Genomic DNA, 23833 nt, shown 5'->3' with positions numbered 1-23833 from the left:
CGGTATCCCGCGGCTGACCTGCGCGGGGACGACCCACCGGGTGTGGACGGGAGAATTTCGCGAGAAATCCGGGTGTCGTCCCCCGGCGTGTCGGCGGGCGCGCCGCAGCCGCCCCAGCGGTCACACGTCCACAGATGGACGCACTCACGAACCGTCACCGGTGGCCGGTTGCCGAGCCCACTGCGCCCAGGCGTCACGGGCCCGGAGCGGGGACCGGGAAGGCCGTGAGGGGCGCCGGACCACGGTCCGACGCCCCTCACGGTAGAAGGACCCCGTCCTCCTCAGCCCTCGCCCGCTCGGGGTGAGCCTCGGGACGGGGCCGACCTCAGCCGGGGACGACCTCGATGGTCAGCTGCGAGGTGACCTCGGGGTGGACCCGCACGGTCACGGTGTGCTGGCCGGTGGTCTTGATGCTGCTGGGCAGCTCCACCCGGCGCCGGTCGAGCTGGGGGCCGCCGGCGGCGGTCACGGCGTTGACGACGTCGGCGGTGGTGATGCGGCCGAACAGCCGGCCACCCTCGCCGGCCCGCGCCGGCACCTGGACCGTCAGGCCGGACAGGCGCCCGGCCACGGCCTGCGCCTCCTCCTGCGACCGCACCTCGCGGGCGGCACGTGCCCGGCGCAGCGACTCGACCTGCTTCTCGGCACCGCGGGTGGCGACGATGGCCAGGCCGCGGGGCAGGAGGTAGTTGCGGGCGTAGCCGCCCTTGACCTCTACCGTGTCACCGGAGGACCCGAGACCGGTGACCTCCTGCGTCAGGATCAGCTTCTGGGTGCTCATGGTCAGCGCGCCGTCGAGGTGTAGGGCAGCAGGGCCATCTCACGGCTGTTCTTGACAGCCGTGGCGACGTCCCGCTGGTGCTGGCTGCAGTTGCCGCTCACGCGGCGGGCACGGATCTTGCCGCGGTCGGAGATGAACTTCCGCAGCAGGGTCGTGTCCTTGTAGTCGATGTAGGTCGCCTTGTCCTTGCAGAACTGGCAGACCTTCTTCTTGGGCTTCCGAACAGGGGGCTTGGGCACTGGGTTCTCCAGGGTGAGACAGGGGTGTGGCCCCCTCGCAGGGCCCCGCCGCGAGCGTGCGAGCGGTGGGGGGCAAGGGGGTCCTTCGTCAGAAGGGCGGCTCGTCGGACGGCGGGGCCGGGGTCGACCACGGGTCGCTGGACCCGCCGCCACCACCGAAGCCGCCACCGCCACCGCCGCCGAAGCCGCCGCCGCCCTCGCCGCGCGAGGCCTTGGTGACCTTCGCGGTGGCGTAGCGGAGCGACGGGCCGATCTCGTCGACCTCGAGCTCGACGACGGTGCGCTTCTCGCCTTCCTTGGTCTCGAACGACCGCTGCTTGAGGCGGCCGGAGACGATCACCCGCGACCCGCGGGTCAGCGACTCGGCGACGTTCTCCGCCGCCTGCCGCCAGACGTTGCAGCGCAGGAAGAGCGCCTCGCCGTCCTTCCACTCCTGCGACTGACGGTCGAAGGTCCGCGGCGTGGAGGCCACGGTGAAGTTGGCGACCGCGGCACCGGAGGGGGTGAAGCGCAGCTCCGGGTCCGACGTCAGGTTGCCGATGACGGTGATGACGGTCTCGCCGGCCATGGTCAGTGGACCTCGGGCCGCATGAGCTTCGTGCGCAGGACCGACTCGTTGAGGTTCAACTGCCGGTCGAGCTCGGCCACCGCGGCGGGCGTGGCCTGGATGTCGACGATGGCGTAGATGCCCTCGACCTGCTTCTTGATCTCGTAGGCCAACCGGCGGCGGCCCCAGATCTCGGTCTTCACGGTGCCACCGGAGTTGGTGACGACGGTGAGGAACCGGTCGAGGGAGGGAGCGATGGTGCGCTCCTCCAGGTCGGGGTCGAGGATGACCATCAGTTCGTAGCGACGCACGGAGAACCCCACCTCCTCTGGTCTGAGCGGCTGCAGTCGGTCTGCAGCAGGAGGGTCGTACACGCGTCGCGCGCCCCGCCCGGTGACGGCCACCGGTGGAACGCGCTCCGACCAGGGTACCAGCGTGGACGGCGGGCCTCGCCGCCGTCCACAGGGGACGACGGCGCTCGGCCTCCCGCTCCCCGCCGCCGGCCCTGTCCCGGGTCCCGCCGCGAGCCTGCGAGGGGCGGGGAGGACGGGGCCCTCCTAGGGTCGGCCGGGTGGCAGCTCACCCGATCGGCGTACACGTCGGCCCAGGTCTGACCCAGGACGGCGGGATGGAGCACGGCGGCCCGCTGGCCCGGGCCGCGGAGATGGACGCCGACGGCGTGCAGGTCTTCCTGGGTGACCCGCAGGGGTGGAAGGCGCCGCGACTGTCCGCCGACCAGCAGTCCGCCCTCTCGGGCGACCGCGCCGGGGACCTGCTCCTCGTCGTGCACGCGCCCTACGTCCTCAACGTGGCGTCGACCAACAACCGCATCCGCATCCCCAGCCGCAAGACGCTCGGCCAGCACGCCCAGGTCGCCGCGGCCATCGGCGCCCGCGGCATGGTCGTGCACGGCGGTCACGTGCTGGGGACCGACGACCCGGCGGCCGGCGTCGACAACTGGCGCAAGACCTTCTCCCGGCAGGCCGAGGACGGCGGCTTCCCCCTCCCGCTGCTCATCGAGAACACCGCCGGCGGCGGCAACGCCATGGCCCGCGACCTCGACGCCCTCGCCCGGCTGTGGGACGCCATCGGCGAGTTCGAGGCCGGCTTCGTGCTCGACACCTGCCACGCGTGGGCCGCCGGCTGGGATCTGGCGACCGCGGTGGACGACGTCCGGGCGATCACCGGCCGCGTCGACCTGGTGCACCTGAACAACAGCCGCGACCCGCAGGGCTCCAGCCGCGACCGGCACGCCCCGCTGACCGAGGGCGAGATCCCGACCGAGCTGCTGGTCGAGGTGGCCCGGGCGGCCGACTGCCCCGTCGTCCTGGAGACCCCCGGCGACGCCGCCGGCCACGCCGGGGAGATCACCTTGCTGAGGTCCGCCCTGGGGTGACCGGGCCCGTGTTCCACGTGGAGCACGGGGAGCTGGTGGCGAGCGGCACCCGGTCGTGTCGTCGTGCCGAGTGGGCCCTGGAGGGGTCCGCGCAGGTGCGACGCAGCGGCTCAGCTCACCGGGGGGACGGCACCTGGCTGCGGTGCGATCCGGAGGATCGCAGTGTGACCACGTCAGGGGCCCCGTCGAGCGCGCCGCCCGCCGGGTCGTCGACGCCGGGCCAGCTGGTGCGGACGACGTCCTCGTCGGGCCGTCGCACCTCCCGGGCGACGAGCACCACGAGCGCCACGAGGATGGCGTCGCGGGCCAGGACGGCGAGGAAGAACCACTCGACCTCGATGCCGCGGTTCTCGGTGCCGAGGTAGTAGAGCATCGTGGCGACCCACACCAGCGCCTCGCTGACCTGCCAGACCAGCAGCGAGCGCCACCGCGGCCGGGCCAGGACCGCCAACGGCAGCAGCCACAGCGCGTACTGCGGGCTGTAGACCTTGTTGAGCAGCAGGAAGCCGGCCACCAGCAGGAAGGCCACCTGCGCCACCCGCGGCCGGACGGGGGCGGTGAGCACCAGCCAGGCGACCCAGGCGGCGAGAGCGAGCAGCAGCACGGCCACGACGGCGTTGAGCACCGAGGGCGCCTCGCCCTCGGCGAGCGGCCCGTCGAGCACCCGGTTGTCGGTGACCGTCAGGAGGAGGTTCCAGATCGACTCGGGGTTGGCCGGGCGCTGTCGGCTGAAGGCGAAGAACCAGCCCCAGTTCTCCGGCGCCAGCAGGGCCACCGGCAGGTTGACGGCCAGCCACGCGCCGGCGGCGGCCAGCGCCGCCCGCAGCCACACCCGCAGCAGGCCGGCCCGCAGGCACAGCAGGAACAGCGCGCCGAGCACCAGGACCGGGTAGAGCTTCGCGGCCACGCCGAGCCCGAGCAGCGCCCCGGCGAGCACCGGCCGCTGCCGGGCCCACGCCCAGATCCCGAGGGTGGCCAGCGCCACGGCCAGCAGGTCCCAGTTGTTGAAGGCGTAGACCAGCAGGACGGGTGAGAGCGCCACCATCGCGGTGTCCCACGGCCGCCGGCCGGTCAGCGGCAGGACCGCGCGCACCACCACCAGCGCGCACGCCGCCATCAGCAGCGCCGTGACGACCGTGTAGCTCTCCACCGGCGGGACCGCCGGGAGGACCCCGACCGTGGCGGCCAGCCGTTCGTACCAGCCCGAGACGAGCCCAGCGAGGGCCATGACGGCCCCGGTGAGCACCGGGTACTCCACCCGGGCGTCGAGGTAGGGCAGCGCCCCCTCGCCCTGCCCGTAGGCGCCGAACAGCGGCACGGGGTCGGAGTAGCAGAGGTGGGTGTACTGCAGCGAGCCGGTCCAGTCGCCGTCGGCGCACGGGACCTGCTTGAGCCAGGCGACCGCCAGCACGGTCGTGGCGAACAGCAGGCACACCCGCAGGGGGGTCCAGAAGGCCGCCCGCCCGACGACCGCGTGGCGACCCCACGGGCCGCCCACCGCCTCGCTGGCCTGGGCCACGACCGGGTCGGTCCAGCTGGGGACGACGCGGTCGGGCCGGGCGTCCGGACCCGGGGACGCCGTGCCGCTGATCCCACCCGCGCCGTCCGCTGGTGCGGACGGGCCCGTCGGGATCGTGCTCATGCGGGTCAGTCTGCCCGCCGGAGGTCAGTTGGCAGCGCCGGCGCCGGCGGTGGCTTCCGCGGACTGGCCACCGATGACCCCACCCGGGTTCTCGGGGTTCGTGGCACCCCCACCGTTCGGGTTCGGCGAGGTGTTGCCGGTGTCCTCGTCGCCCGTCCCGCCGTTCGGGACGACCGGCTCCTCGACGACCGGCTGCTCGACCGGCTCCTCCGTGACAGGCTCCTCGGGAACCGCCACCGGCGGGGTCGACGGCGTGCTCGGTGCGGGCGCCTGCGTCTGCGGCGACCGCGTCGGCGCCTCGGTCTGCGGCGCGGGCACGCCCTCACCGGTGTCGCCGCGGATCAGCGCGCGGTCGGGCAGGTCCTCCTCCGGCGTCCCGTCCAGCACGGTGTTCATGTACTCCTGCCAGATGGCGCCGGGCAGGCCCGAGCCGTAGATGATCCGGCCGTTGACGTCCTCGATCGGCTGGGCGGGCGAGTCGTTGCCCATCCACACCGCGGTCGAGATCGACGGGGTGAATCCGACCATCCAGGCGTCGGAGTTGTCCTCGCCCTGGCCCTGCGTGCCGGTCTTGCTGGCCACCTCGCGGCCACCGTCCAGCGAGCGCCGCGAGTAGGCGGCGACGTCGGTCATCGCGTAGGTGACGTCGTTGACGACGTCCTCCTCGAAGACCCGGTCGCCGGCGTCGCCGTTGTACTCGAGCAGGACGGTGCCCTCGCTGTCGGTCACCCGGGCGACGAAGTAGGGCTCGTGCTCCACGCCGGTGGCCAGGGTGGCGAAGCCGTGCGCCTGGTCGATCGGACGCATCTCGTACTGGCCGATGCCGATGGAGGCGCCGGTCCCGCCGGTCTGCGGGTCGGCCAGGGTGTTGCTCCCGGCGAGCGTGCCGTAGGCCGGCTCGTCCGGCCACGCCTCGGGCAGGCCGGTGGCCTCGAGGACGTTCTGCCGCACCCGCTCCGCACCGACCTCGTAGGCCAGCCCGTAGAAGGTGGTGTTGAGCGAGCGGGTCAGCGACTCCCGGAGCGTGCAGGAGGCGCACGAGGCGCCACCGGAGTTGCGGACCGGCAGGCCCGGGCGGTCGGCGAAGTCCTGCGGCGAGGAGCCGTCGCGCCGGGCGTTGACGCCGATGCCGTCCTCGAGCGCGGTGGCCAGCACGTAGGGCTTCACCGACGACCCGGGCTGGCGCAGCGCCTGCGCGTAGTCGACCGCGCCGTCACCGGCGCCGATCGGACCGCCGTAGTAGGCCCGCACCGCACCGGTCGCCGGGTCGACCGACACCAGCGCCTCGCGCAGGTTCTCCGGCTGGCCGTCCATCACCTCGGAGACCGCGGAGACGGCGGCGTCCTGGTAGCGCTTGTCCACCGTGCTGGTGATCCGCAGGCCACCGGCCCGGATCTGCTGCTCGTCGTAGCCCTTGGCCTCGAGCTCGGCGATGACGCGCTGGACGACCAGGCCCTGCGACTCGCTGGGGATGCCCAGGTTGGAGCCGGTGCGCGGCATCACCGGCGGGAACACCGAGGCCTGCCGCTCCTGCTCGGTCAGCCAGCCCTCGTCGACCATCGCGTCGAGCACCAGGCCCCAGCGGTCCGTAGCACCCTCGGGATTGGACTCCGGGTCGTAGGTGGAGGGGCTGCGGACCAGGACGGCGAGCACCGCGCCCTGCTGGGCGGTCAGCTGGCTGGCCGGCACGTCGAAGTAGGTGTTGGCCGCCGCCTCGATGCCGTAGGCGCCGCGACCGAAGTAGATGGTGTTGAGGTAGTTCTCGAGGATCTCGTTCTTCTCGTACTCGTTGTCGAGCTTGACGGCCAGGAAGAGCTCCTGGAACTTCCGGCTGAACGTCTGCTCCGAGGTCAGGAACGCGTTCTTCACGTACTGCTGGGTGATGGTGGAGCCACCCTGCGTCGAGCCGCCGGTCAGGTTGTTCCACGCGGCGCGCACGATGCCGGTGGCGGAGATGCCGGGGTCGGAGTAGAAGCTGCGGTTCTCGGCGGCCAGGATCGCCTCGCGCGCCGGCTCGGAGACCTCGCTGAGCGGCACGTTGGTGCGGTTCTCCGCGCCCAGCCGGGCCATCTCGGTGGTGCCGTCGGCGTAGTAGACGACCGTCGTCTGGGCGTTCTGCACCGAGTTCGGGTCGGGCACCTCGGTGGTCGCGTACACGACGCCCACGAAGACGCCGAGCAGCACGAAGGCACCGGCGACGACGCCGAGCAGGGCCTTGAGCCGGCGCTTGCGGCGCTGCTTCCTGGTCCGCGCGGTCCCGCCGGCGGTGCGGCTGCCCCGCGCGGCCGGGCCGGTGCGCGAGGCCGTCCGGCCCCCGCGGCCTGCCGGTGGCCGGCCCCGGCCCGCTGCCGGCCGGCCGCCCCCGCCGCTCCCGCCGGCGGTGCGACCGGACGGCGGACGGCGGACGGAGCCGCTGCGCGGCCCGACCGGTGAGGTCTCGTCGTGGGGAGGCACGCAGGGCCCCTCTCTGGTCAGGGTCTCGGGTGGGCGCGCAGGACTCCGGCGTCCGGCACCCAGGGTGGCGTCTTCAGCTGTGCGAGCGAGGACGACCCGCGGCGCTGCGACGCCCAGGTGTCTCAACGACCACGCGGGGCACCTGGTGTTCCCCCGTGTGACGCGTGCAACTACTCGGTGGCCGCCCGTCGGCGGGTCCGCCGGGGCTGACGGCCCGGGTCGGGCTCGGCCCCCAGGACGTAGGAGCAGTCCAGGTGGTTCCACCCGCAGCCGCGGCACACCTGGACGGTGTAGACGGAGAACTCCTCCTGCGCCGCGTCCATCCGGGTGAGCTCGGCCTGCGTCTTCGCCTGGCCGGCCGTGGGGCCGAGGTGCTCCCCGTAGACGTAGCTCACCAGCGTGAGCTCCACCTTGCGGCACACGGGGCAGGCGACGTCGGTCGCCTCGCCGTGGTACTTCGCCGCCCGGGTGAGGTACGGACTGGCGTCGCAGACCTCGAACAGCCCCGTGCGACCGGCGTACACGTCGGCGAGGACGGCTCGCCGCTGCAGCGAGTAGTCCACGACGGATCGACGTCCGGGCACCTCGCCAATGTACGCACCGGCGGGAACGCCGGGAGGTCTCCGCCGACCTCGACACCCCTCCTTGGGCCCCGTCCAGACGCTCGCGCCGAGCCTGGCGGCCCCCTTGCAGGGTCCCGCCGCGAGCCCGGTGACCGGATGGAACGGCCCCGCTGCAGGGCCCCGGGCCGAGCGGAGCGAGGCACGGGGGGCAGCGGGCCGAGCGGAGCGAGGCACGGGGGGCAGCGGGGTCCTTAATGTATCGTCCCGATACATCGATCCGCAGACGACGAGGGGGCGACGTGCTCGAGTTCGCCATCCTCGGCCTGCTGCACCAGTCGCCGATGCACGGCTACGAGCTGCGCAAACAGCTTGCCCAGGTGCTCGGCGGGCTGCGCAGCATCTCCTACGGGTCGCTGTACCCCGCGCTCAAGCGGCTGTACGCCGCCGGCTACGTCACCACCGACGAGCCGGACCCGCGCGCACCCCTGCCGGCGGACGCACCGCCGCTGACCGGCCGCCGCGGGAAGGTGGTCTACACGATCACCGCCGAGGGCAAGGAGCGCTTCCACGAGCTGGTGAGCCAGTCCGGCCCGGAGGCGTACGACGACGGCGGGCTCTTCGGCGTCCGCCTGGCGTTCTTCCGGCACACCGCCGCGGACGTCCGGCTGCGGATCCTCGAGGGCCGCCGCCGCACCGTCGAGCGGCAGCGCGAGGGCCTGCGGGCCTCGCTGAGCCGGACCCGCGAGCGGCTGGACCGCTACACCCTCGAGCTGCAGCGCCACGGTCTGGACTCCGTCGACCGTGAGGTCCGCTGGCTGGCCGAGCTCATCGACCGCGAGCTGACCGACAGCGAAGGGCGCCGAGACGACGGCGCCGCCCAGGGGGACCCGCCGGCACAGGCGCCACCCGAGCCCTGACCAGCACCTCCCGACGACCCGGCGGGAGAGCTCCGCGCCCGCCACCCCCAGCAGGACCGTCAGCGGTCCGCGTCCACCGGCCGCACCCGGTCCGAGAACAAGGAGATGTCCATGGGATCCGTCAAGGTCGCCATCGTCGGCGTCGGCAACTGCGCCGCCTCGCTCGTGCAGGGCGTGCACTACTACCGCGACGCCGACGAGACCACGTCGGTGCCGGGCCTGATGCACGTGCGCTTCGGCGACTACCACGTCAGCGACGTGCAGTTCGTCGCCGCGTTCGACGTCGACGCCAAGAAGGTCGGCCGCGACCTCTCCGAGGCCATCGTCGCCAGCGAGAACAACACGATCACCATCTGCGACGTCCCGCCGCTGGGCGTGACGGTGCAGCGCGGCACCACGCTCGACGGCCTGGGCAAGTACTACCGGGCGACCATCGAGGAGTCCGACGAGGAGCCGGTGGACGTCGTCGCGGCGCTGCGCGAGTCCGGTGCCGACGTGCTGGTCTGCTACCTCCCGGTCGGCTCGCAGCAGGCCGCCGAGTTCTACGCGCAGTGCGCGCTGGACGCCGGCGTGGCCTTCGTGAACGCGCTGCCGGTCTTCATCGCGGGGACGCCGGAGTGGGCCGACAGGTTCACCGCGGCCGGGGTCCCGATCGTCGGCGACGACATCAAGTCGCAGGTCGGCGCGACCATCACCCACCGGGTGCTGGCCAAGCTCTTCGAGGACCGCGGCGTGCAGCTCGACCGCACCATGCAGCTCAACGTCGGCGGGAACATGGACTTCAAGAACATGCTCGAGCGGGAGCGACTGGAGTCCAAGAAGATCTCCAAGACCCAGGCCGTCACCAGCCAGGTCGACCGGGACATGGGCACCGACAACGTGCACATCGGCCCCTCGGACCACGTGCCGTGGCTGTCGGACCGCAAGTGGGCCTACGTGCGCCTCGAGGGCCGCGCGTTCGGCGACGTCCCGCTGAACCTGGAGTACAAGCTCGAGGTCTGGGACTCCCCGAACTCGGCCGGCATCATCATCGACGCCGTCCGGGCCGCGAAGATCGCGAAGGACCGCGGGGTCGGCGGCCCGATCCTCTCCGCGTCGTCCTACTTCATGAAGAGCCCGCCGGTGCAATACAGCGACAGCGAGGCCCGCGACGCCGTCGAGGCGTTCATCCGGGGTGACCTGGAGCGGTGAGGACACCCCTGCGGAGGGGCCGGCCGGCTCCTCCGCAGGGTCCCGCCGCGAGCCGGCGAGAGGCGGGGGCAGAGGGGTCCTCCTACCGCGTGGGACGGCGCCGGCGACCTGCCCGGATGCCTACGCTGACCGCATGCCCGCCCGCCGCCGTCCGCTGCTGCCCGCGCTGGGGCTGACGGTGGCGCTGCTGGCCGGCTGCGGCGGCACCGACGAGCGTGCGGAGGGCGCGCCGGTCACCGAGGAGGAGGCCGCCCTCCTCGCCCAGCTGCTGGCCGACACCCACGACCGGGGCGGCGCGGACTTCGTCGTCACCGCCCCGTACGGCGAGGACACCGTGCTCACCCTCACCGGGGAGGTCGACCTCGCCGGCGGTGCCGGGCGCGCACAGGCGGTCACGACGTACGGCGACGACCGCGCCGACGAGACCCGAACCCTCTTCTTCACCGCCGACGAGCTGTGGTTCGGCGAGGTGCCGGGCCTCCCGGCCGCGCTGGGCGCCGAGGGTCTGCCCGAGGCCTCCTACGTGCGCCGTCCCGTCGCGCTGGGGGAGCAGGCGCCGCTGGTGGACGTCCTCACCCGGGTGGTGCTCAACCTCGCCGCCGAGGAGCCGGACGACACCGGCGACTTCCGCGCCGCGGGCTACACGTGGGCGGGCGACCGCTCGATCGACGGGGAGCTGGCCCAGCTCTACGCCTCGGAGGCCGGCTGGTCGGTCGCGGTCGACCGCTCCACCGACCTGCTGGTGCAGTACCGCACCCCGCTGCCGGGTCAGGAGTTCGAGGTGACGGTCACGCTGTCCGACCACGGCCCGCGGGAGATCACGCTGCCGGCCGAGGGGGAGTCCGTGGACGGCGAGGCGCACCCGGACGTGGCGGCGACCGTCGGGTTGTAGTCGAAGGACCCGCTGCCCCCCACCATGGAAGGACCTGAGGGGAGGGGGCGGGACCCTGCAGGGGGCGGGGCCTGCAGGATCCGGGACATGAGGGGAGGGGGCGGCCTCTTCCCCAGACCGCCCCCTCCGGGCACGTTCCTACCAGACGCGGGGCGTCCCCGCACCCACCGACGCGCCGGTCAGTTCACGGTCGGGTCGGCCGGTGCCGTCGACAGCACCGCCAGCGGCCCGGTCTGGCGGCCCATCACCCGGCGCCACAGCTCCGGGCCGGCCAGCTCGCTGAGCACGTCGTCCGGGCGGCCCGGCACGCAGGCCCAGGCGCCCTCGGCGACCTCGGCGGCCAGCTGGCCCGGCGACCAGCCCGCGTAGCCGGCGAACACCCGCAGGCCCCGCACCCGGCCGACCAGCTCGTCGGGGTCGGCGTCCAGGTCGACCAGGTGCACGTCGCCGGCCACCGGCCGCAGGCCGCAGTCCCCGCTCGGGGTGGTGCAGACGGCGAGGCACAGCGCCGTGTCCGTCTCGCACGGGCCGCCGACGTGGAACACGCCGGGGTCGACGGCGAGGTCGCACCAGCCGGGCAGCACGTCGCCGATCTCCACCTGGCTCGGCCGGCCCAGCACGACGCCCAGCGTGCCGCTGTCGTTGTGGTCGAGCACGAACACGACCGTGCCGGCGAAGGTGGGGTCGGTGAGCCCCGGCATCGCCACGAGCAGCGAGCCGGGGCGGACGTCGTCCAGGGTGCCCGTCGAGAGCGCCGGGACCGGGTCCGGACGGCGTCGGCCCGTCGCGGGCCGGGCCGGCGGCCCCGACTCGGGATCGGGCGAGGACGGGGGAGTCATCGCTCTCCAGTGTGCCCCACGGGAACGCCGACCGGCGGGCGGAACTCTCCCCGCGGGGAAGGGTCTTTCGGCCCGTCGTCCACCCTGAGGGGAGGGGAGGCCATCGTAGGGTGACCGGGTGCGGCAGGCGGGGACGACCGTGCGCTCGCTGCTGGCCCGCCCCGACTTCCGACGGCTGCTGGCCACCCGGCTGTCCGCCCAGTTCGGGGACGGCGTGCTGCAGGCCACCCTCGCCGGGACCGTCCTGTTCAACCCGCAGCGGGCCACCGACCCGGTCGCGGTCGCCGCCGCGTTCGCCGTCCTGCTCCTGCCGTACTCGCTGGTGGGGCCCTTCGCCGGCGTCTGGCTGGACCGGTGGCGCCGGCGGCAGGTGCTGGTGCACGCCGACCTGCTGCGCGCGGCGCTGGTCGGCGTCCTGGCACTGCTCGTGGCGGGCGGGTCGACCGGTCTGCCGTTCCTGCTCGCCGGGCTGGCGCTGTTCTCCGTCGCCCGCTTCGTGCTGTCGGCGCTGTCGGCGGCCCTGCCGCACACGACGGTGGACCTGGTGCCGGCCAACGCGCTGTCCACGACGTCGGGCGCGGTGGCCACGGTGGTCGGCGGGGCGGCCGCGGTCGCGGTGCAGCAGGTCGCCGGCATCGCCGGTGACGCCGGGTACGCGCTGCTGACCCTCGGCGCGGCCGGGCCCTACCTGCTCGCCGCGGCGGCCGCCGCCGGGTTCCCCCCGGGCGCGCTCGGCCCGGACGGGACCGCGGACTCGTCCGCCCGCCAGGTGCTCGTCGGCCTGGTCGCCGGCGTGCGCCACGTGCGGGCCCGCCCACCGGCGGTCCCCGCGCTGGCCGTCATCACCGTGCACCGGCTCTGCTTCGGCGTGCTGACACTGATGACGCTGCTGTTCTCCCGCGCCACCGCACCGCCCGGGGCGGGGCTGCTGGGCGTGGGGACGGCGGTGGCCGCCGGCGCGGTCGGCACGCTGCTGGCCGCCGCGGTCACCCCCGGGGCGGTGCGCCGGCTCGGGACGGCGCGGTGGGTGACCCTGCTGCTGGCGCTCGGGGGCGTGCTGCTGACCGCACTCGCGCTGCCCTTCCTGCCGGTCACGGTGGTGCTGGCCGGCGCGGTGCTCGGGTTCCTGGGTCAGGGCGTGAAGATCTGCGTCGACGCGACCCTGCAGCAGGCGGTGGACGACGACGTCCGCGGCCGGGTGTTCTCGGTCTACGACGTGCTCGTCAACGTCGGCTACGTCGTCGCGCTGCTGGCCGCGGCGTTCCTGCTGCCGGCCGACGGCGTCTCCCCGCCCGCCGTGGTCGCCGTCGGCACGGCCTACGTCCTCACGGCCCTCTACGCCGCTCGCGCCCTGCTGCGGCGCTGACCGGCCGGGGGCCTAGAGCTCCGGGACGCAGGGTCCCTGGCCGAGGCGGGCCAGGCCCGCGAGGTCCCCGGCGGCGTAGTCGGTGACGCCGGGCACGGTCTCCGGGTAGAGCAGCTGGGAGTCGTCGTCCACGTGGTCGAGGCCCACCAGGTGGGCCAGCTCGTGCAGCACGACACCCGAGGCCGTGGCCGCGCCGCCGGGCTGCGCGAGGATCTCGGGGAACTGCTCGGCGTCGAGGGTCACCGTGCCGGTGACGTAGACCCGGGCGCCCTCGCCCAGCGACACCGCCAGGCTGCCGGCCTCGCCGACGGTGTCGCCCGCGAGCCCCGGCGCCTCGGCCGCCGTCCGCCAGCTGACCAGGACCGGGGCCCAGCGGTCGCCGTAGCGGTCGGGCTGGTACGCCGCCCGCTCCAGGGACGGCACCTCGTCGGTCGGGCCGTCGTACACGAACACCAGGCCGGTCGCCCGGCCGAGCCGGGCGACGGCCGCGTGCACCATCTCCTCCCCGCCAGTGGGGGACTCGTCGGGCCGGACGACGTAGCGGACGACGCGGCACGGGTCGTAGGCCACCGGCGTCGTCCCGTCGGCCTGCAGCAGCGAGAACGCGTGCGGTCCGCCACCCTCGGGGACGGGCTGCGGGACCCCCCGCGGCGAGCCGCTCGCGTCGACGCCGGGGGTGGGGCGGTCCGACGGGGCGGCCGCCACCGGGACGCCCGCGCCCGGTGCGGGGTCGGCCGCGACGACGCGGTCCCACGGCCACTGCACGGTCCCGGTGAGGAGGGCGGCCCCCAGCGAGCCGCCGACGACCAGCAGGACGGCGAGCAGGCCAAGCAGGCCCGAGCCGCGGCGCCGGCGCGGGGGCGGCTCCGCGGCACGCCAGGGGACCGGCCGGACCGGCAGGCCGAGTGCCTCGTCCACCACCCACTGCGGCGTGCGTCCGCTCGGCGAGGTGGGCAGCCCCGACCGCGGCTCCGGGCCGTCCTCGTCGCGCACGTGTCTCCTGTCGGCAGCCGGCGGCCCGGGCTGTAGCCGGGTCAGCCGTGGCGGGTGGCCCACCAGGCGCGCAGCTCGGCCTCGGCCGCGTCGGGGTCGAGCGGGCCGCGCTCGAGCCGCAGGTCCTTGAGGAACCGCCACGCCGCGCCGACGTCGGGGCCCTCCCCGATCCCCAGGATCGCCATGATCGCCTTGCCGTCGAGGTCCGGGCGCACCCGCGCGAGGTCCTCGGCCGCCGACAGCTCGGCGATCCGCTGCTCCAGCGAGTCGTACGTCGCCGCCAGTGCGGCCGCCCGGCGCCGGTTGCGGGTCGTGCAGTCCGAGCGCACCAGCTTGTGCAGCCGGAGCAGCAGGTCCCCGGCGTCGGTGACGTAGCGGCGGACGGCCGAGTCGGTCCACTCGCCGCGGCCGTAGCCGTGGAAGCGCAGGTGCAGGACGGTCAGCCGGGCGACCGCCTCCACGACCTCCTTGGAGTACCGGAGCGCCTGCAGCCGCTTGCGGACCAGCTTCGCGCCGACCACCTCGTGGTGGTGGAAGGAGACCCGGCCGCGCGGCTCGTGCCGGCGGGTGGCCGGCTTGCCGATGTCGTGCAGCAGCGCGGCCAGCCGCAGCACGAGGTCGGGCGACTCGTGGTCCGGGTCGGCCTCCTCCAGGGCGATCGCCCGGTCGAGCACCGTCAGCGAGTGGCTGTAGACGTCCTTGTGCTGGTGGTGCTCGTCGATCTCCATGCGCAGCGCGGAGAGCTCCGGCAGGACGACGTCGGCCAGGCCCGTGGCGACGAACAGCTCCAGCGCCGCCCGGGGGGAGTGCTGCAGCAGCGTCTTCGACAGCTCCACCTGGACCCGCTCCGGGGTGATGCGGCCCAGCTCGGGCGCCAGCGAGGTCATCGCCTCGACCACCTCGTCGACCGGCGTCAAGCCCAGCTGGGAGACGAACCGGACCGCGCGGAGCATCCGCAGCGGGTCGTCGGCGAAGGACTCGACCGCCGTGCCCGGCGTCCGCAGCCGACCGGCCAGCAGGTCACCCAGGCCTCCGTAGGGGTCGGTGACGGTGCGGTCGGGCCCCAGGGAGACCGCCATCGCGTTCACGGTGAAGTCGCGACGGGCGAGGTCGTCGACGAGCGAGTCGCCCCACGCCACCTCCGGGTTCCGCGACTCCCGGTCGTAGCGGTCGGCGCGGAAGGTGGTGATCTCCAGCCGGACGCCGCCCACCTCGGCCCCCACCGTCCCGAAGGCGATGCCGGTGTTCCACGTGGAACTGGCGAACCCGCGGAGCAGCTGCAGCACCTGCTCGGGCCGGGCGTCGGTGGTGACGTCGAGGTCGCCGGGCACCGTGCCGGCTCCCCGCCCACCCCCGGAGCCCGCGGACAGCAGCGCGTCGCGGACCGAGCCCCCGACGAGGTGCACCTCGAACCCGGCGGCGGTGAAGCGCTCCCCGAGCCGGGTCAGCACGGGGGAGAGGTCGACCAGCTCGCGCACCGTCTCCTGGACGGCGGGCGGCACGGGGGCAGCAGCCGCCGTCGGAGGGGAAGGCTCACCGGACACGACGATCCAGGGTACTGCCGTGGCGCGCGCTACCCTCCTGGCATGGCTGGGACGGGCGGGCGCGGGCGCCCCGGCCGCCGCTTGCGGCGGGTCGACGAGACCTCCGCCGGGGGCCTGGTGGTGGCCGACGACCCCGTCACGGGGCCGCGCGCCGCCCTCATCGGCCGCACCGACCGACGCGGCCGGCTGCTCTGGTCCCTGCCCAAGGGTCACATCGAGGAGGGCGAGACCCCGGAGGACACCGCCGTCCGGGAGGTCGCCGAGGAGACGGGGATCATCGGCGAGGTCGTCGCCCCGCTGGGCATCATCGACTTCTGGTTCGTCGCCGACGGCCGCCGTGTGCACAAGACGGTGCACCACTTCCTGCTGCGCGCCATCGGCGGAGCCCTGTCCGACGCCGACATCGAGGTGACCGAGGTCGCCTGGGTGCCGCTCGACGAGCTCAGCACCCGGCTGGCCTACGCCGACGAGCGGGCGCTGGTCGAGCGGGCCCCCGCCCTCCTCGCCGACAGCGCGTGAGCCAGCTCGCGAGCGCACCGGGGGGCACAGCAGCCGACCGGGTCGCGGTGGCGACGACCGGCGAGGAGCTGCGGTGAGCCGGCCGGCTGCCGGGCGCACCGGCGGCCGGTCCGCCGCCCGGGGCCCCGGCCGCACCGCCCGGGGGACGACGGTCGCCGCCGCGCTGGCCGGCGTGCTCACCGCCCCGCTCGTCACGCTGGCGCCGGCCGCGGCCGCCGCGCCCCGGGAACCCGCCACGACCGAAGCGACCTCCGACGAGCGCCCGGTCGGCGTCCGGCTCACCCGCCTGGACCCCCGCACGCTGGTGCCGGGCGCGACGGTCACCATCGAGGGCGAGCTGACCAACACCGGCACGGAGACGCTCACCGACCTCGACGTGCGGCTGCAGCGCGGCGAGCCGTTGGACACGCGCGGCGAGCTGCAGGCCGTCGACGGCGACCCCGACCCGGTCGCCGTCGCCACCACGCCGTTCCAGGACGTGACCGCTGAGCTGCCCCCGGGCGGGGCCGTCCCCTTCAGCCTCACCACGACCAGCGACGCGCTGGCGATCGACCGGGACGGCGTCCACCCGGTGCTGCTCAACCTCAACGGCATCGGCGCCGACGGGGAGCGCCGCCGGGTCGGGGAGCTGACCACCTACCTCGTGCAGCCGCCGGCGGTGCCCGCGACGCCGACCGGCGTCGCCTGGCTCTGGCCGTTGGTCGAGCGCACCCACCGCGACGCCTCCGGCACCTTCGTCGACGACCGGCTGACCGACGAGGTGGCGGCCGGCGGCCGGCTGGACCGGGCACTGGCTACCGTGGAGCGGCTCCCCGAGACCGCCCCGCCCGAGGGCGGCGAGCCGGCGCCGGTGGTGCCGGTGACCCTGGCCGTGGACCCCGCGCTCGTCGAGGAGCTGCAGGTCATGGCCGACGGCCCGTATCCCGTCGGCGGGGAGGAGGACGCCGGCTCCGGCAGCGACGAGGCCGCCGCCTGGCTCACCCGGCTGCGCGCCGTGGCCGCCGACCACCCGGTGGTCGCGCTGCCCTACGGCGACGTCGACGCCGACTCCCTCACCGGCGCGGGCCTCTCCGCGGTCGTCAGCCGCAGCCTCCCCGGCAGTGCCGAGGGGACGGCACAGGACGACCCCGACGCGCCCGCCGCGCCACCGACCGGCGCGCCGGCCGAGACCGAGGCCGACGGGACCGCCGGCGCGGACATCCTCCGGGAGGTGCTGGGCGTGGAAGCCCGCACCGACCTCGCCTGGGCCGTCGGCGGCGCGCTGCGCCCGGAGACGCTCGACGTCCTCCGGGACGGCGGCGTCGAGGAGGTCGTCCTGGCCCCCGGCGGGCTCATCGACGGCGCGGCCGCACTCGGCCTCGAGGGCCCGGCCGTCGCCCGGACGACGGTGCCCGCCGGGGACGGCGCGGTCGACGCCCTGGTCGCCGATCCCGCACTCAGCGGCCTGGCGGGCGGGGCGCCGGTCGCCGGCGGACCCCGCGCCGCCGAGCAGCGCTCGGTCGCCGAGCTGGTGCTGCAGACGCTCCAGCCGGGCGACGCCGCCACCGGGCAGACCCTGCTCGTGGCCCCGCCGCGCGAGGTCGACCCCGACCCGGCCACGGTCAGCGCGGTGATGGCCGCCGCCGCGACACTGCCGGGGCTGCGGCCGCTGTCGGTGGCCCAGCTCGGCGACGGCCCGGTCGCCGACACCGGCGAGCTGGCCGCCCCGGAGGACCCAGGTGGCCTCGAGGCCGCCGGGCTGGCCGACGTCGCCGAAGCGGTGCGCGTCCGCGACCAGCTCGCCGGCGCGGTCGTCGGGAACGCGGACGCGGTGCTCGCGCCCTGGGACGCCGCGGTCGCCCGCACCACCTCCGCCGCGTGGCGGGACGATCCCGCCGCCTTCCTCTCGGCCGCCGCGGACCTGCGGACGACGGTCCGGCGGTTGCTCGAGCGGGTCACGCTGCTCGCCCCGGCCGCCGGCATCTACAGCCTGGCCTCCAGCGACTCCCCGCTCGTGCTCACCGTCAGCAACGAGCTGCCCTTCGCCCTCCGCGTGCAGCTGCGGGTGCAGAGCCGCGGCAACGCGCTGTCGGTGGGCGACCTCGGCGACCAGGTGCTCGGCCCCGAGCAGCGAACGACGCTGCAGGTCCCGGCGCAGGTGCGGCAGTCCGGCCGCTTCGGCGTCGCGGCCACGCTCGTCACCCCGGACGGCGCCCCGCTGGGCGACCCGGTGCAGCTGCAGGTGCAGAGCACCGCGTACGGCACCATCTCGGTGGTCATCACGATCGGCGCCGCGGCGCTGCTCGGACTGCTCTTCCTGCGCCGGCTGGTGCGCTTCGTGCTGCGCCGCCGCCGCGGCGTCCCCGGCGACGAGGACGGCGACCTGCCCGGCCCGGCCCCCGAGGGCGCGGCCGTCCCGCTGCCGCCCACGCGGAGTCCGGTGTGAGCGAGGTCACGAGCTCGCACGAGGAGCACCGCAGCCCCGCGGACGGGGCCGCCGAGCGCCGGCCCCGGGGCGATCGCGGCGCGGGGGAGCAGCCCCGTCGGCCGCTGCCCCCCGTCCCGCCGCCGCCCGCCGCGCCGCCCCGCCCCGCCGACCGCACCCGGGCCCCGGGCGACGGCCGCGGGGAGCCGCCGCCGGTGGGCGGTCCGCGGACCCCGCCGGCGCTGCCGCTGCCCCCGCCGCCGTACCCCAAGGCGCCGCCCGGGGGGCGGCCGCTGCCGCCGGTCCCGCCGCCGGCACCGCGCGTCCGCGACCTGCCGCCGGTGCCGCCGCCGCGGCGCGCCTCCCGGTGGGTCCCCGGGCCCGACGACACCCAGCTCATCCCGGTGCTGCCGGCGGTGCCGCGCCGCGTCGACGAGACCGACGAGGAGGTCGAGGCCCGCGAGGGCCGGCCGGGCGCCAGCGGCGGCATCCTGCGCGCCGCCGGCACGATGGCCGTGGCCACGCTCGTCTCCCGCATCACCGGACTGCTGCGGACCATGGTGCTCACCGCGGCGCTGGGCGTCGGCCTGGTCGGCGACGCCTACAACACGTCCAACACGCTGCCCAACATCGTCTACGAGCTGCTGCTGGGCGGGGTGCTCACCTCGGTCGTCGTCCCGCTGCTCGTGCGGGCCCAGGAGCGGGACGACGACGACGGGACCGCCTACGCCCAGCGGCTGGCCACCGTCGCGACCGCCGGGCTGGTCCTGGTCACCGGACTCGCGATCCTGGCCGCGCCCCTGCTGACCGCGCTGTACGGCCTCGACGAGGACCCCGACCAGTACCGGCTGGCGACCTGGCTGGCCCGCATCCTGCTCGTGGAGATCGTCTTCTACGGCCTCGGCGCCCTGGCGCAGGCGATCCTCAACTCCCGCGGGGTGTTCGGCCCGCCGGCCTGGGCGCCGGTGCTCAACAACGTCGTCGTCATCGCCACCGGGCTGCTGTTCCTCGCCGCCACCGGCCCCGGTCAGCTCACGCCGGTGACCATCACTGACGGCCAGGTGTGGCTCCTCGGTGCCGGCACCACGCTGGGCATCGCCGTCCAGGCCTTGGTGCTGCTGCCGCTGCTGCGCCGGGCCGGCGTCCCGCTGCGTCCCCGCTGGGGGCTCCGCGACACCGGGCTGGGCGAGGCGGCCAGGCTCGGCCTCTGGGTGATCGGCTACGTGGCGGCCAGCCAGGTCGGCGTCGTGGTGGCCACCCGCATCGCCAACGCCGCCGGGCGCGCCGGCGGGCTCGGCTCGATCGGGTTCGCCAACGCCAGCCTGCTGTTCCAGATGCCCTACGGGATCATCGGTGTCGCGCTGCTGACCGCGCTGGTCCCGCGCCTGAGCCGGGCCGCCGCGCGCGCCGACGTCCCCGGTGTGGTGCGCGACCTCTCCCTCGGCACGCGGCTGTCGGCCCTCGGCCTGCTGCCGCTCAGCGCCGCGCTGACCGTGCTCGGCCCCACGCTGGCTGTCGTCGTCTTCGCCCGCGGCAACACCGGCGCCGACGATGCCCGCGCCATCGGCCTCGCGCTCGCCGTGGGCGCGTTCGGGCTGCTCCCGATGGCGGTGACCCTGCTGCAGCTGCGGGTCTTCTACGCCATGAAGGACTCGCGCACCCCCACGCTGATCCAGGTGGGGATGGTCACCGTCCGCGTGTCGCTGCTGCTGCTCGTGCCGGTCGTCGTCCCGCCCGAGCGGGTGGTGGCCGGGCTGATGCTGGTCACCAGCGTCACGTACGTGGCCGGCTGGCTGATCGGGCACGCCGTGCTGCACCGCCGGCTCGGGACGCTGGAGAACCGCGCCACGCTGGTCCCCGTGCTGCGCGTCACCCTGGTCGCGGTCGTCGCCGGCCTGCTGGGCTGGCTGGCGGTGTCCCTGGCCGACGGCGCACTGGGACCGTCGGTGGCAGGCTCGCTCGGCACCGTGCTGCTCGGTACCGTGGTCATCGGCGTCGCGACCCTGATCGGGTTCGTGCTCGCCCGCGTCCCCGAGGTCCAGGAGCCCCTGGCCGCCGTCCGGGCCCGGCTGGGGCGCAGGTGAGCGGCGTGGCGCCGCCGCCGGGGCAACCCAGCCGCCGGCACGGAGGGGACAGGGGGCCGGACGCACCGATGACGTCCACAGCCATCGGTCTCCCCGACCGGTACCGCCCGCTCGACGAGGTCGGCCCCACCGAGACCACCGCCACCGGCGTCATCCACTGCTGGCGGGCCAAGGACCGGATCCTCAACCGCGACGTCGCCATCCGGGTGCACACCCCCGGCGGCCCGGCCGCCCGCGAGTGGATCACCCGCGCGCTCACCGCCGGCGGGCTGGCCACACCCGCCCTGGCCATGGTCTACGACGCCGCCGAGGGCAGCGAGGGGGCGGCACCCGGCGGCGCGGCCTACGTCGTCAACGAGTGGATCGAGGGCCGCACCCTCGCCGAGCGGCTGGCCGAGGGTCCGATGCCCGAGCGCGAGGCGCGCACCGTGCTGCGCCGGCTCGCCGAGGGCGTCGCCGCGGCCCACCGGGTGGGACTCGCCGTCGGCGGGCTCACCCCGGAGACCGTCGTCCTGCGGCCCAACGGCCTGGTCGGGCTGCGGTCCGTGCCGGCCGCCAGCGGCAGCGTCCAGGGCGACGTCGCCGCCCTCGGCGAGCTGCTCGAGTACTGCCTCACCGGCCGGCGCCCCGGCACCGCACCGGCCGGGCGGACGGCGGGGATGCCCCCGGACCTCGCCGCGCTGGTGCGCCGCGCCCGGTCCACCGAGCCCGGCGCCGGCCTGTCGAGCGTCGCCGCGATGGCCGCCCTGCTGGCCGAGCGCCCGCGCACCGGGCACACCGCCGACCCGCAGCGCGCCCCGGACGAGTCCGACAGCGGGTGGCTGCGCCGGTTGCGCGAGCGCCGCGAGGAGGAGCGCTCGGCCGGCGCCCGGGACGACGTCGCGGTCGACCCCGCGCCGACCCGCGACGCCTCCGGCACCGCCTCCCCGCCGCTGGACGCCCGCGGCCTGCCGCCGGTCCCCGCCCGCCGGCACGAGGACGACGAGGACGACCTGCTGCCGCTGTCGGCCGACCGGGACGACGACCGCGACGGCGCGGTCCACGCCCGCGACCACGCCCCCGCGCAGGAGCGACGGCGGCGGCTGCTCGTCGTCGGGCTGCCGCTGGCCGCGCTGGCCGTCGTGATCGCGCTCGCGGTCTACCTGGGCAACGTGATCTCGCCCGACGACGTCACCGGCGACCAGTCACCCGTCCCCAGCACGCCGTCGTCCAGCGCGCCGCCCGCGGGGGGGACGGCCGAGCCCGACGACACCCCCGCGCTGACCATCTCCGGCGCGAGCGTGTACGACCCGTTCGGCGACGGGGACCCGGACAACCCCGACGACGTGCCGCTGTCCTTCGACGGCGACCCGTCCACCGCCTGGTCGACGGTGACCTACCGGGGGTCGGCGGCGTTCGGCAACCTCAAGGACGGCATCGGCGTCCTCTACGACCTCGGCTCCGAGCAGGCCCTGACCGGCCTCGGCGTCACCGGCACCGCCGGCGCGACCGTCGAGGTCCGGGTCGGCGACGAGGCCGAGGGCGACCTCGACTCCTACGAGGTGGTCGCCGACGGCGAGCTCGGCGACGCGGCCGACCTCTCCTTCGACGAGCCGGTCACCACCCGCTACGTGCTGCTGTGGCTGACCGGGCTGGCGCCGTCGGACGGCGGCTTCTCCGCCGAGGTCGCCGAGGTCACCCTCACGCCGGCGGGCTGAAGTAGGGACCACCCTTCTCCCCACGCCTCGGAGAAGGACCCGTTCTCCGCACCCCTCGCAAGCTCGGGGCGGTGCTCTGAACGGGGCCGGCGGTGGCGGCTGACACCCCCTGCGGGGCCGTGGACCTGGGAATGCAGCCCCTACGATCTCCGTTGTGCCGCGCGTGACGACGAACCACCCGACCCCCGGCCCCGCCGTGACGGCGGAGCACGTGGAGCCCGCGATCCCGCCCGCCGAGCAGGACGGCGTCCGTGACCTGATCATCATCGGGTCGGGTCCGGCCGGGTACACCGCCGCCATCTACGCCGCCCGCGCGAACCTGCACCCCCTGGTGTTCGAGGGCTCGCAGTTCGGCGGCGCGCTGATGACCACCACCGAGGTCGAGAACTTCCCCGGCTTCGCCGAGGGTGTCCAGGGCCCGCAGCTCATGGACGACATGCGCACCCAGGCCGAGCGCTTCGGCGCCGAGCTGGTCGCCCGCGACGTCACCGAGGTCGACCTCACCGCCGAGCCGAAGATCGTCACGGTCGGCGACGAGGTGCACCGCGCCCACGCGGTCATCGTCGCCACCGGCTCGAAGTACCGGTACCTCGGCCTGGACAACGAGGCCCGGTTGCTCGGCCGCGGCGTCTCGGCCTGTGCCACCTGTGACGGCTTCTTCTTCCGCGACCAGGACATCGTCGTGGTCGGCGGGGGCGACTCGGCGATGGAGGAGGCGACGTTCCTCACCCGGTTCGCCAAGACCGTGACCGTCGTCCACCGGCGGGAGGAGCTGCGCGCCTCCAAGATCATGCAGCAGCGCGCACAGGAGAACGAGAAGATCCGCTGGGCGCTGGGCAAGCAGGTCACCGACGTGCTCGGCGACCAGACCGTCTCGGGTGTCCGGCTGACCGACGTCGGCACCGGCGCGACCGAGGAGCTGCCGGTCTCCGGGGTGTTCGTCGCGATCGGCCACGACCCCCGCAGCGAGCTCTTCGCCGGCCAGCTCAAGCTCGACGACGAGGGGTACGTCCAGGTCGAGCACCCCAGCACGCGGACCAACATCGAGGGCGTCTTCGCCTGCGGCGACGTCGTCGACCACATCTACCGCCAGGCCATCACCTCGGCCGGCACCGGCGCCGCGGCGGCGATCGACGCCGAGCGCTGGCTGGCCGCCGCCTTCGGCGAGCGCTGAGAGGCGCCCCCCGGCCCGCGGCGGGACCCTGCAGGGGGCCGCGCCCGGTCCGGGGCATACACCGACCTCCCGTCCGGTTGGAGCCGACGGGTACCAGCAGACCGAGAGGGAGAACGACCCATGGCAGGTAACACCGTGACGGTCACCGACGCGACCTTCGCCGATGACGTCCTGGGCAGCGACAAGCCCGTCCTCGTCGACTTCTGGGCCGAGTGGTGCGGGCCGTGCAAGATGGTCGCCCCGGTCCTCGAGGAGATCGCCGCCGAGCACGCCGACAAGCTGACGATCGCCAAGCTCAACATCGATGAGAACCCGCAGATCGCGCGCGACTACCAGGTCATGTCGATCCCGACCATGACGGTGTTCCAGGGCGGCAAGCCGGTGAAGAGCATCATCGGCGCCAAGCCGAAGGGCGCGATCCTCTCCGACCTCGCGGACTACCTGTAACGGGAGGACCGCCCTCCCCCCTTCGCGGGCTCGGGGCGGGACCCTGCAGGGAGGCCGTTCCAACCGGTCACCAGGGCCTCCTCCGCCGGTGGCGGAGGAGGCCCTCGCGCGTGTGGGCCCCCGTCGGGCCGCGGCGCCGCCCGG

Annotated in this window: 21 protein-coding genes; 11 read left to right on the top strand and 10 right to left on the bottom strand. The window is 75.1% G+C overall.

Translation table 11 applies throughout. The features are described 5' to 3' along the window. Nucleotides 1–325: 325 nt before the first annotated feature. From rplI to rpsF, 4 genes are all read right to left on the bottom strand, one after another. Nucleotides 326–781 carry a 50S ribosomal protein L9 gene (rplI, locus tag BLW63_RS21085; RefSeq protein ID WP_091160634.1) on the bottom strand — a complete coding sequence of 152 codons (456 nt, stop codon included), beginning with the start codon at nt 779–781 and terminating at the stop codon, nt 326–328. Between the two features lie 2 nt (nt 782–783). Next, nucleotides 784–1020 carry a 30S ribosomal protein S18 gene (rpsR, locus tag BLW63_RS21080; protein ID WP_073422051.1) on the bottom strand — a complete coding sequence of 79 codons (237 nt, stop codon included), beginning with the start codon at nt 1018–1020 and terminating at the stop codon, nt 784–786. A gap of 88 nt (nt 1021–1108) precedes the next feature. After that, on the bottom strand, nt 1109–1588 hold the full coding sequence (locus BLW63_RS21075) for a single-stranded DNA-binding protein (RefSeq protein WP_012951017.1): 480 nt from the start codon (nt 1586–1588) through the stop codon (nt 1109–1111). Between the two features lie 2 nt (nt 1589–1590). Continuing rightward, nucleotides 1591–1878, bottom strand: a complete 288-nt coding sequence (gene rpsF / locus BLW63_RS21070) for a 30S ribosomal protein S6 (RefSeq protein WP_072920562.1) — start codon at nt 1876–1878, stop codon at nt 1591–1593. A gap of 260 nt (nt 1879–2138) precedes the next feature. Here rpsF and BLW63_RS21065 point away from each other — a divergent pair, with 260 nt between their 5' ends. Next, nucleotides 2139–2963 carry a deoxyribonuclease IV gene (locus tag BLW63_RS21065; protein WP_091160632.1) on the top strand — a complete coding sequence of 275 codons (825 nt, stop codon included), beginning with the start codon at nt 2139–2141 and terminating at the stop codon, nt 2961–2963. A 115-nt stretch (nt 2964–3078) separates the two neighbouring features. Here the strand turns inward: BLW63_RS21065 and BLW63_RS21060 are convergent, their stop codons facing one another. From BLW63_RS21060 to BLW63_RS21050, 3 genes are all read right to left on the bottom strand, one after another. Further along, on the bottom strand, nt 3079–4605 hold the full coding sequence (locus BLW63_RS21060) for a glycosyltransferase family 87 protein (protein ID WP_091160629.1): 1527 nt from the start codon (nt 4603–4605) through the stop codon (nt 3079–3081). Nucleotides 4606–4629: 24 nt separating this feature from the next. Then, nucleotides 4630–7059 carry a transglycosylase domain-containing protein gene (locus BLW63_RS21055; RefSeq protein WP_244522705.1) on the bottom strand — a complete coding sequence of 810 codons (2430 nt, stop codon included), beginning with the start codon at nt 7057–7059 and terminating at the stop codon, nt 4630–4632. 170 nt (nt 7060–7229) lie between these two features. Continuing rightward, on the bottom strand, nt 7230–7643 hold the full coding sequence (locus BLW63_RS21050; protein ID WP_211517214.1) for a DUF5318 family protein: 414 nt from the start codon (nt 7641–7643) through the stop codon (nt 7230–7232). Nucleotides 7644–7921: 278 nt separating this feature from the next. Here BLW63_RS21050 and BLW63_RS21045 point away from each other — a divergent pair, with 278 nt between their 5' ends. The 3 genes from BLW63_RS21045 to BLW63_RS21035 all read left to right on the top strand — a co-directional run bounded on the left by BLW63_RS21045 (nt 7922) and on the right by BLW63_RS21035 (nt 10622). After that, on the top strand, nt 7922–8539 hold the full coding sequence (locus BLW63_RS21045; protein WP_091158369.1) for a PadR family transcriptional regulator: 618 nt from the start codon (nt 7922–7924) through the stop codon (nt 8537–8539). Between the two features lie 111 nt (nt 8540–8650). Then, nucleotides 8651–9730 (top strand): inositol-3-phosphate synthase, encoded by a 1080-nt coding sequence (locus tag BLW63_RS21040; RefSeq protein WP_091158366.1) that lies wholly within the window; start codon nt 8651–8653, stop codon nt 9728–9730. A gap of 133 nt (nt 9731–9863) precedes the next feature. Beyond that, on the top strand, nt 9864–10622 hold the full coding sequence (locus BLW63_RS21035) for a hypothetical protein (RefSeq protein ID WP_091158363.1): 759 nt from the start codon (nt 9864–9866) through the stop codon (nt 10620–10622). A 179-nt stretch (nt 10623–10801) separates the two neighbouring features. On the opposite strand, the gene BLW63_RS21030 is transcribed toward BLW63_RS21035, so the two are convergent. Next, nucleotides 10802–11461: a YqgE/AlgH family protein gene (locus tag BLW63_RS21030; RefSeq protein ID WP_244522620.1), complete on the bottom strand. Its 660-nt coding sequence runs from the start codon at nt 11459–11461 to the stop codon at nt 10802–10804. Nucleotides 11462–11579: 118 nt separating this feature from the next. Between BLW63_RS21030 and BLW63_RS21025 the strand changes: the two genes are divergently transcribed. Further along, on the top strand, nt 11580–12827 hold the full coding sequence (locus BLW63_RS21025; protein WP_091158360.1) for an MFS transporter: 1248 nt from the start codon (nt 11580–11582) through the stop codon (nt 12825–12827). Between the two features lie 12 nt (nt 12828–12839). On the opposite strand, the gene BLW63_RS21020 is transcribed toward BLW63_RS21025, so the two are convergent. Together BLW63_RS21020 and BLW63_RS21015 are read right to left on the bottom strand one after the other, a co-directional pair. Beyond that, nucleotides 12840–13820 (bottom strand): peptidase, encoded by a 981-nt coding sequence (locus BLW63_RS21020; protein ID WP_091158357.1) that lies wholly within the window; start codon nt 13818–13820, stop codon nt 12840–12842. A 41-nt stretch (nt 13821–13861) separates the two neighbouring features. Beyond that, complete coding sequence (locus tag BLW63_RS21015) at nt 13862–15322, bottom strand: CCA tRNA nucleotidyltransferase (RefSeq protein WP_091158354.1); 1461 nt, start codon at nt 15320–15322, stop codon at nt 13862–13864. A gap of 84 nt (nt 15323–15406) precedes the next feature. Here BLW63_RS21015 and BLW63_RS21010 point away from each other — a divergent pair, with 84 nt between their 5' ends. From BLW63_RS21010 to trxA, 6 genes are all read left to right on the top strand, one after another. After that, nucleotides 15407–15883 carry an NUDIX hydrolase gene (locus BLW63_RS21010; protein WP_091158352.1) on the top strand — a complete coding sequence of 159 codons (477 nt, stop codon included), beginning with the start codon at nt 15407–15409 and terminating at the stop codon, nt 15881–15883. 73 nt (nt 15884–15956) lie between these two features. Beyond that, on the top strand, nt 15957–18308 hold the full coding sequence (locus BLW63_RS21005; protein ID WP_091158350.1) for a DUF6049 family protein: 2352 nt from the start codon (nt 15957–15959) through the stop codon (nt 18306–18308). Beyond that, the gene (gene murJ / locus BLW63_RS21000) at nt 18305–20371 is read left to right on the top strand and encodes a murein biosynthesis integral membrane protein MurJ (RefSeq protein WP_091158348.1); all 2067 of its coding nucleotides are present in this window, start codon (nt 18305–18307) and stop codon (nt 20369–20371) included. The genes BLW63_RS21005 and murJ overlap by 4 nt, the downstream gene beginning before the upstream one ends. Before the next feature lie 68 nt (nt 20372–20439). After that, nucleotides 20440–22068, top strand: a complete 1629-nt coding sequence (locus BLW63_RS20995; RefSeq protein WP_091158344.1) for a protein kinase family protein — start codon at nt 20440–20442, stop codon at nt 22066–22068. A 154-nt stretch (nt 22069–22222) separates the two neighbouring features. Continuing rightward, nucleotides 22223–23242, top strand: a complete 1020-nt coding sequence (trxB, locus tag BLW63_RS20990) for a thioredoxin-disulfide reductase (protein ID WP_244522619.1) — start codon at nt 22223–22225, stop codon at nt 23240–23242. Nucleotides 23243–23362: 120 nt separating this feature from the next. Beyond that, on the top strand, nt 23363–23689 hold the full coding sequence (trxA, locus tag BLW63_RS20985; RefSeq protein ID WP_012951035.1) for a thioredoxin: 327 nt from the start codon (nt 23363–23365) through the stop codon (nt 23687–23689). Nucleotides 23690–23833: the final 144 nt, after the last annotated feature.

The organism is Geodermatophilus africanus, assembly GCF_900107105.1.
Lineage (GTDB): Bacteria > Actinomycetota > Actinomycetes > Mycobacteriales > Geodermatophilaceae > Geodermatophilus > Geodermatophilus africanus.
The sequence above is the reverse complement of the archived record's forward strand: the minus strand, read 5'-3'. Positions and strand labels throughout refer to the sequence as shown.